Raw genomic sequence first — 8,194 nt, forward strand, 5'->3', positions numbered from 1 at the left:
GCCGGTCATGAGCGATTCCGCCCGACTGCGTGTCGACCTGCTCACCCGGGAGTACCCGCCGGAGGTCTACGGCGGCGCCGGGGTGCACGTCGAGTACCTGGCGCGGGAGCTGCGCCGCCTCGCCGACGTGCGGGTGCGCTGCTTCGGCGCGGCGCGCGACGAGCCGGGCGTCACCGCGTACTCGGAGCCGCTGGAGCTGGCCGCGGCGAACCCGGCGCTGCGGACCATGGGCGTCGACCTGGAGATGGCGGCCGGCTGCGCCGGCACCGACGTGGTGCACAGCCACACCTGGTACGCGAACCTGGCCGGGCACACCGCGAAGCTGCTGCACGGGGTGCCGCACGTGGTCACCGCGCACAGCCTGGAGCCGCTGCGCCCGTGGAAGGCCGAGCAGCTCGGCGGCGGGTACGCGCTCTCCTCCTGGTGCGAGCGGACCGCGTACGAGGCGGCCGACGCGATCATCGCGGTCAGCGCGGGGATGAAGCGGGACGTGCTGACCGCCTACCCGGACGTGGACACCGACCGGGTGCGGGTGGTCCACAACGGCATCGACACCGCGCAGTACGCCCCGGACCCGGCAACCGACGTGGTGGACCGGCTCGGCATCGACCCGGGCCGCCCGAGCGTGGTCTACGTCGGGCGGATCACCCGGCAGAAGGGCCTGCCGTACCTGCTGCGCGCGGCCCGCGAGCTGCCCGCCGACACCCAGCTGGTGCTGCTGGCCGGCGCCCCGGACACCCCGGACATCGCCGCCGAGGTGGAGGAGCTGGTCGCCGAGCTGCGGGCCAGCCGCTCCGGGGTGGTCTGGATCGCCGCGATGCTGCCCAAGCACGAGGTGATCCAGGTGCTCACCCACGCCACCATCTTCGTCTGCCCGTCGGTCTACGAGCCGATGGGCATCGTCAACCTGGAGGCGATGGCCTGCGAGACGGCCGTGGTGGCCACCGCCACCGGCGGCATCCCGGAGGTGGTCGCCGACGGCGAGACCGGCCTGCTCGTGCCGATCGAGCAGGCCACCGACGGCAGCGGGCGGCCGCTGGACCCGGAGCGGTTCGTGGCCGACCTGGCGGCGACGATCAACGAGCTGCTGGCCGACCCGAAGCGGACCGAGGAGTTCGGCCTCGCCGGCCGGCGCCGGGCCGTCGAGCACTTCTCCTGGGACACCATCGCGCAGCGCACGATGGAGATCTACCGGTCCGTGGGCGCCGCCGGCTGACCCGGGGCGTCGCACCGGTTGCGGCATGTCGGCCCCTCCCCGATCCGGGAAGCCACGACGTGCCGCAAAGCGCGACCGCAGCGCATCTTCCGACGGGTGGGAGCGGCCGGCGACCCGAGCGCGAAGCGATCTCGCGCAGTAGGTTGAACCGGTGACTGGACGGTTCCCGATCGAAGACGTCTCCCCCGTCGTCGCCTGCGGTCGCTACCCGGCCAAGGCGGTGGTCGACGAGCTGGTGCCGGTGTCCGCCCGCGCGTACCGGGAGGGCCACGACGCGCTCGGCTGCAACGTGGTCTGGCTCGGCCCGGACGGCGTGGCCCGCCCGTTCACCCGGATGCGCCCCGGCGAGCCGGGCCAGGACCGCTGGCACGCCACCATCCGCCCGGACGCGGTCGGCGAGTGGCGGTTCACCGTCGAGGCGTTCCAGGATCCGTACCTGACCTGGCAGAACGCGGTCACCAAGAAGGTCGCCGCCGGCCAGGGCCCGGCGGAGCTGGCCAACGACCTGGCCGAGGGCGCCCGGGTGCTGGAGGCGGCCCTCGACCTGGTCCCGGACGCCGACCGGGAGCGGGTCCGGGCGGCCGCCAAGGGGCTGCGCGACGCGGACCTCGACCTGCCCCGCCGGGTCGGCCCCGCGCTCGACCTGGCCCCGCTGCTCTGGGACCATCCGGTCCGCGAGCTGGTCACCACCGGCGACGAGTACCGGCTCTGGGTGGACCGCCCCCGGGCGCTCTTCTCCGCCTGGTACGAGTTCTTCCCCCGCTCCGAGGGCGCGATCCCGGCCACCGTCGACGCGCCCGCCCGGTCGGGCACCTTCGCCACCGCCATGGACCGCCTGCCGGGCGTCGCGGCGATGGGCTTCGACGTGCTCTACCTGCCGCCGATCCACCCGATCGGACGGGTCAACCGCAAGGGCCGCAACAACTCCCTCACCGCGGGGCCGGACGACGTCGGCTCGCCGTGGGCGATCGGCGCCGCCGAGGGCGGCCACGACGCCATCCACCCCGACCTGGGTACGCCGGAGGACTTCCGCGAGTTCATCGCCGCCGCAACCGAGCAGGGCCTGGAGGTGGCGATGGACCTGGCGCTGCAGTGCGCCCCGGACCACCCGTGGGTGACCGAGCACCCCGAGTGGTTCACCACCCGGGCCGACGGCAGCATCGCCTACGCGGAGAACCCGCCGAAGAAGTACCAGGACATCTACCCGCTGAACTTCGACAACGACCCGGAGGGCATCCGGGCGGAGATCCTGCGGGTGGTGCTGCACTGGGTTGGCGAAGGGATCCGGATCTTCCGGGTGGACAACCCGCACACCAAGCCGTTCGACTTCTGGCACTGGCTGATCTGGCAGGTCAAGGCGGTCGCCCCGGACGTGCTCTTCCTCGCCGAGGCGTTCACCCGCCCGGCGATCATGCACGGCCTGGGCAAGATCGGCTTCACCCAGTCGTACACCTACTTCACCTGGCGCACGACGGCGGCGGAGATGCGGGCGTACTGCGCGGAGCTGGTCGCGGCGGCCGACTACATGCGGCCGAACTTCTGGCCCAACACGCCGGACATCCTGCACGAGTCGCTCCAGCACGGCGGCCCACCGATGTTCAAGATCCGGGCGGTGCTGGCCGCCCTGCTCTCCCCGTCCTGGGGCATGTACGCCGGCTACGAGCTGTTCGAGCACGTGGCCCGCCCCGGCGCCGAGGAGTACCTGGACAACGAGAAGTACGAGCTGCGCCCCCGGGACTGGACCGGCGCGCAGGAGCAGGGCCGCTCGCTGGCCCCGTTCATCGCCACCCTCAACCGGGTACGCCGCGACAACCCGGCCCTGCACCGGCTGCGCAACCTGCGCTTCCACGACATCGACAACCCGGCGCTGCTCTGCTGGTCCAAGCACGACCCGGACACCGGCAACACCGTCATCGTGGTCTGCTCCTTCGACTCGCACTCCGTGCAGTGGGGCAACACCACCCTGGACATGCCGGCGCTTGGCTTCGACTGGCACGAGCGGTTCACCGTGCACGACGAGCTGACCGGGGCCAGCTACGACTGGGGGCAGCGCAACGCCGTCCGGCTCGACCCGTACCTGCAACCCGCGCACGTGCTGACCGTGCGCCGTCCCGTCCCGCCGGCCGAACCCGAGCCGCCGGCGGCGGCGACGCCCGACCTGACCGTCGAAGACGTACCCGCCGACCTGTCCGGCGGCACCGCCCCGACCGCACCGGCCGCGAAGGACGACGCACGATGGACCAGTTGATCGCCGGCGAGGCGTACGACCCGCACGCCGTGCTCGGCGCGCATCCCGCCGACGGGCGGACCACCATCCGCACCATGCGCCGCGGCGCCGGTGCCGTGGCCCTGCTCGTCGGCGACGAGCGGCACCCGATGAAGCGGGTGCACGACCTCGACGTCTTCGAGGCGGTGCTCCCCGGCGAGGTGCTCGACTACCGGGTCGAGGTGGACGGCGCCGTGCACGACGACCCGTACCGCTACCCGCCCACCCTCGGCGAGCTGGACCTGCACCTGATCGGCGAGGGACGGCACGAGCGGCTGTGGGAGGCGCTCGGCGCCCGGCTGTTCGACGAGGGCGTGGCGTTCACCGTCTGGGCGCCGAACGCCCGGGGTGTGCGGGTGGTCGGCGACTTCACCGGCTGGGGGCCGGACGACGGCTGGCCGATGCGCTCGCTCGGCTCCAGCGGCGTGTGGGAGGTCTTCGTGCCGGGCGTACCGGCCGGCGCCCGCTACAAGTACCGCATCCTCGGCCCGGACGGACACTGGCGGGACAAGGCCGACCCGATGGCCGCCCGCACCGAGGTCCCGCCGGCCACCGCCTCGGTGGTGCACGCCTCCCGGTACGAGTGGGGCGACGCCGACTGGCTCGCCCGGCGGGCGCGGCGGCGGCCGCACGAGGAGCCGATGAGCGTGTACGAGGTGCACCTGGGCTCCTGGCGGCCCGGCCTCGGCTACCGCGAACTGGCCGAGCAGCTGACCGCGTACGTCACCGAACTCGGCTTCACCCACGTGGAGTTCCTGCCGGTGATGGAGCACCCGTTCGGCGGCTCCTGGGGCTACCAGGTCACCGGCTACTACGCCCCCACCGCCCGGTTCGGCGACCCGGACGACTTCCGCCACCTGGTGGACCGGCTGCACCAGGCCGGCATCGGGGTGATCCTCGACTGGGTGCCGGCGCACTTCCCCAAGGACGAGTGGGCCCTCGCCCGGTTCGACGGCACCCCGCTCTACGAGCACCCGGACCCGCGCCGCGGCGAGCACCCCGACTGGGGCACGTACGTCTTCGACTTCGGCCGCCGGGAGGTGCGCAACTTCCTGGTCGCCAACGCGCTGTACTGGCTGGCCGAGTTCCACGTCGACGGGCTGCGCGTCGACGCCGTGGCGTCGATGCTCTACCTCGACTACTCCCGCCAGGAGGGGCAGTGGGTGCCCAACGTGCACGGCGGGCGGGAGAACCTGGAGGCGATCGCCTTCCTGCAGGAGGTCAACGCCACGGTCTACAAACAGCACGCCGGGGTGGTGATGGTCGCCGAGGAGTCCACCGCCTGGCCCGGGGTGACCCGGCCCACCGCCGAGGGCGGGCTGGGCTTCGGCTTCAAGTGGAACATGGGCTGGATGCACGACACCCTGCTCTACACCTCCAAGGACCCGATCTACCGGCAGCACCACCACCACCAGCTCACCTTCTCCCTGGCCTACGCCTGGAGCGAGAACTACGTGCTGCCGATCAGCCACGACGAGGTGGTGCACGGCAAGGGCTCCCTGGCCGGCAAGATGCCCGGCGACACCTGGCAGCGGCTGGCCAACGTGCGGGCGCTGCTGGCGTACATGTGGGCGCACCCCGGCAAGCAGTTGCTCTTCATGGGCTGCGAGCTGGCCGACGACCGGGAGTGGAGCGAGGAGCGCGGCCTCGACTGGTACCTGACCCACGATCCGGCCCGGGCCGGGGTGCAGCGCCTGGTCGGCGACCTCAACCGGGCCTACCGGGCCACCCCGGCGCTCTGGGCGCAGGACACCGAGCCGGCCGGCTTCCGCTGGATCGCCGGCGACGACGTCGCCAACAACACCGTCTCGTTCATCCGGATCGCCCCGGACGGCGGGACCCTGGTCTGCGTGGCCAACTTCTCCGCGCGGCCGCTGGAGGGCTACCGGGTCGGGCTGCCCGCCGCCGGCACCTGGACCGAGGTGCTGAACACCGACGCGCAGCACTACGGCGGCTCCGGTGTCGGCAACCTGGGCGCGGTGCAGGCGGAGAACGTGCCGTGGCACGGCATGGTGGCGTCGGTGGCGCTGCGGGTCCCGCCGCTCGGCGTGCTCTGGCTCCGCCGCGACTGATCCCCCGCCCCGGCACGGTGCCCGCCGCCCGGGAACGCCTCACCGCGCTCGGCATCCGGACCTCCGCCGCCGCACCCAGCGAGGCCGCCACCGCCTGAGCCGGGCACCCGCACGGGCCGAGGCCAGGCTTCAGACCGACATGTCTGTGGGACATGTTCATGTCCGAGAGACATGTCGGTCGCACCAGTTCTCGCCGGCTTGGGCACTACGGTGCGTAGCGATACGGCCGGGGATCCGACGAAGCGGGACGGGTCAGACGAGGCCGGCTTCGCGGAGGAGTTTCCACAGGCCGGCGCCGTCGGGGGCGGCGAGCCACTTCTGCCCCACCGGCCCGGCCGAGGGCCGGCCGGGTGGGGCGGGCAGGCTACCGGCCAGCACCGACTGGGTGGGCGACAGCCGGCGGATCGCCACCCCGGCCACGTTGTCCGGGTGCGCGGCGGCGAACTCGCGGTAGATCTCCTGGTCGTGCTGCCCGTCGTCGCCGATCAGCAGCCACCGAACGTCCGGGAACTCCCGGGCCAGCCGGGCCAGGGTGGCCCGCTTGTGCTCCCGTCCGCTGCGGAACCAGCGGTCCGCCGTCGGCCCCCAGTCGGTCAGCAGCAGCGGCCCGGCCGGGTAGAGGTGCCGGGACAGGAACCGGGTGAGCGTCGGCGCGACGTTCCACGCGCCGGTGGAGAGGTAGAAGACCGGCGCGCCCGGGTGGGCGGTGACCAGGCGCTCGTAGAGCACCGCCATGCCGGGGACGGCGGCGCGGGCGTGCTCGTCGAGGACGAAGGTGTTCCAGGCGGCGAGCAGCGGCCGGGGCAGCGCGGTCACCATCACCGTGTCGTCGATGTCGGAGAGGATGCCGAACCGGACCTCCGGGTCGAGGATCCGGACCAGCGCCTCGACCGGCTCGGCGTCCGGCACGCTGAGACGTACGCAGCCCCAGCCGGGGGTGAAGTCCGCCTCGATGACCGTGTCGACGAAGCCGCTGCGGTCGGCGGTCGCCTCCGTGCGCACCCCACCGGCCTCGATGGTGACCTTCGCGTACTTGGCGGGCAGGGTGGCGAAGCTGCGCCAGCCGCGGACCTTCTCCAGCCGCCCGCGCTGCCGGGTGTCGGGCCGGCCGAGCAGCACCCGGCAGAGCACCCGCGCCCAGCCCGGGGCGCCGTACCCGGCGTACGCGATGATGTTGACCTGCCACCCGGTGCGCCGCAGCCGGCGTTCCACCAGGCCGTGCACGGCGTCCTCGATGCGTGCGGCCCGGTGCAGCTGGGGTACGGCCAGTTGGTCCGGTGGTGTGGGTGGCACGCTGCCAATCTGCCACAACCGGACGGGACCGGCCACGCGAGTCGTCTGCGCCGATCCACCCCGCCGCCCGCCGCCGCCGTGACAGACTGCGGTCGCAGGCGACGACGGGGGCGTGGTCGTGTCGACACCAGTGCGGGACCCGGGGCGCTGGCGTCCGACGCTCGACCGGCCGGCGGTGGTGGCCCTGCTGCTCGGGGTGGCCGGGGTCGGCTACCGGCTGGTCCTCACCCTGCTGACGCTGCCCGCCTCGAACAGCGACGAGGCCACCTTCGGGCTCGCGGCGCTGCACATCGCCACCCGCCACGAGCGACCGGTCTTCCTCTACGGCCAGCGCTACATGGGCATGCTCGAGTCGTACCTGGCCGCGCCGCTGGTCGGGCTGGCCGGGCCGAGCTGGCCGGTGCTGCGGCTGCCGCTGCTCGTGCTCTACGCGGTCTTCCTGTGGTTGGCCTACCGGCTGACCCGCCGGCTCTTCTCCCCGTGGCTGGCCGCCTTCGTGGTGGGGCTGCTGGCGCTCGGCTCGGAGCGGGTGGTGCGGGACCAGCTCACCGTGGTGGGCGGGCGGCCCGAGGTGAAGCCCGCCGTGCTGGCGATGCTGCTGATCGCGGTGGCGCTCGGCGAGCGCCGGGTGCGGCACCGCTGGCTGGCCACCGGCCTGTTCGGGCTGCTCGCCGGCGTGGCGCTCTGGTCCGACTGGTTGATCGTGCCGTACCTGGCGGTGGCGGGGGTGGTGCTGGTCTGGGCGGCGCCCCGGGACCTGGTCGGCTGGCCGGGAGTGCTGCTGCTGGTCGGGTTCCTGGCCGGCGTCGCCCCGATGATCAAGGACAACGTGGTCGCCCCGGACGGGCAGGACTCGCTCTCGGTGTTTCGGGAGATCAGCACCAAGGACGGGGTGGCCCCGTCGCTGTCCGCGCGGCTGCACGGCGGGCTGCTGGAGGGGGTGCCACTGGCCTCCGGGCTCTGCCCGGTGGACGGCTGCGCCCGCTGGCAGGAGTGGTTCGGCCCGTTGTACCTGCTGCTGCTGGTGGCCGCCGCCGGGCTCGGGGTGGTCGCGTACCGGCGGGCGGCGGGGGCGGGCGGCCGGATCCGGGCGGTCGCGCAGGTCGCCCTGGTCGTCGGGGCCGCGCTGACGCTGCTCGGGTACGTCCGCAGCCCACTCGCCGCCACCGATCCGCTGGGCAACGCCCGGTACCTGTCGGTGTTGCAGGTCTCCCTGCCGGCGGTGCTCTGGCCGCTCTGGTTGGCCGCCCGGCAGGCCGTGCGGGGACGCCGCCCGGATCCGCGACGAGCTCTACCCGGCCTGACGCCGGCAACGCCTGCCATTGACCGTCGCCACCGGCTGCGGGT

General features: G+C 73.5%; 5 protein-coding genes. 4 read left to right on the forward strand and 1 reads right to left on the reverse strand.

Annotated elements, in window-relative coordinates; all coding sequences use genetic code 11:
- Positions 1-7: 7 nt before the first annotated feature.
- From glgA to glgB, 3 genes are all read left to right on the forward strand, one after another.
- Positions 8-1,216, forward strand: a complete 1,209-nt coding sequence (gene glgA, locus ACWEVO_RS04650; RefSeq protein ID WP_452306201.1) for a glycogen synthase — start codon at positions 8-10, stop codon at positions 1,214-1,216.
- A gap of 151 nt (positions 1,217-1,367) precedes the next feature.
- Positions 1,368-3,464, forward strand: a complete 2,097-nt coding sequence (locus ACWEVO_RS04655; protein ID WP_452306202.1) for a maltotransferase domain-containing protein — start codon at positions 1,368-1,370, stop codon at positions 3,462-3,464.
- Entirely contained in the window at positions 3,452-5,554 is a 2,103-nt protein-coding gene (gene glgB / locus ACWEVO_RS04660; protein WP_452306203.1) for a 1,4-alpha-glucan branching protein GlgB, read from the forward strand. The genes ACWEVO_RS04655 and glgB overlap by 13 nt, the downstream gene beginning before the upstream one ends.
- Before the next feature lie 252 nt (positions 5,555-5,806).
- On the opposite strand, the gene ACWEVO_RS04665 is transcribed toward glgB, so the two are convergent.
- Positions 5,807-6,847 carry an App1 family protein gene (locus ACWEVO_RS04665; protein WP_452306204.1) on the reverse strand — a complete coding sequence of 347 codons (1,041 nt, stop codon included), beginning with the start codon at positions 6,845-6,847 and terminating at the stop codon, positions 5,807-5,809.
- 118 nt (positions 6,848-6,965) lie between these two features.
- Here ACWEVO_RS04665 and ACWEVO_RS04670 point away from each other — a divergent pair.
- Positions 6,966-8,194 (forward strand): hypothetical protein (locus ACWEVO_RS04670; protein ID WP_452306205.1); only part of this gene is annotated, 1,229 nt, incomplete at its 3' end.

It is taken from the genome of Micromonospora sp. NPDC003776 (assembly GCF_053605645.1).

Excerpts from the sequence above, each read along its gene's own strand:
- glgB (WP_452306203.1), top strand. The coding sequence starts at position 3,452 with ATGGACCAGTTGATCGCCGGCGAGGCGTACGACCCGCACGCCGTGCTC.
- glgA (WP_452306201.1), top strand. The coding sequence starts at position 8 with ATGAGCGATTCCGCCCGACTGCGTGTCGACCTGCTCACCCGGGAGTAC.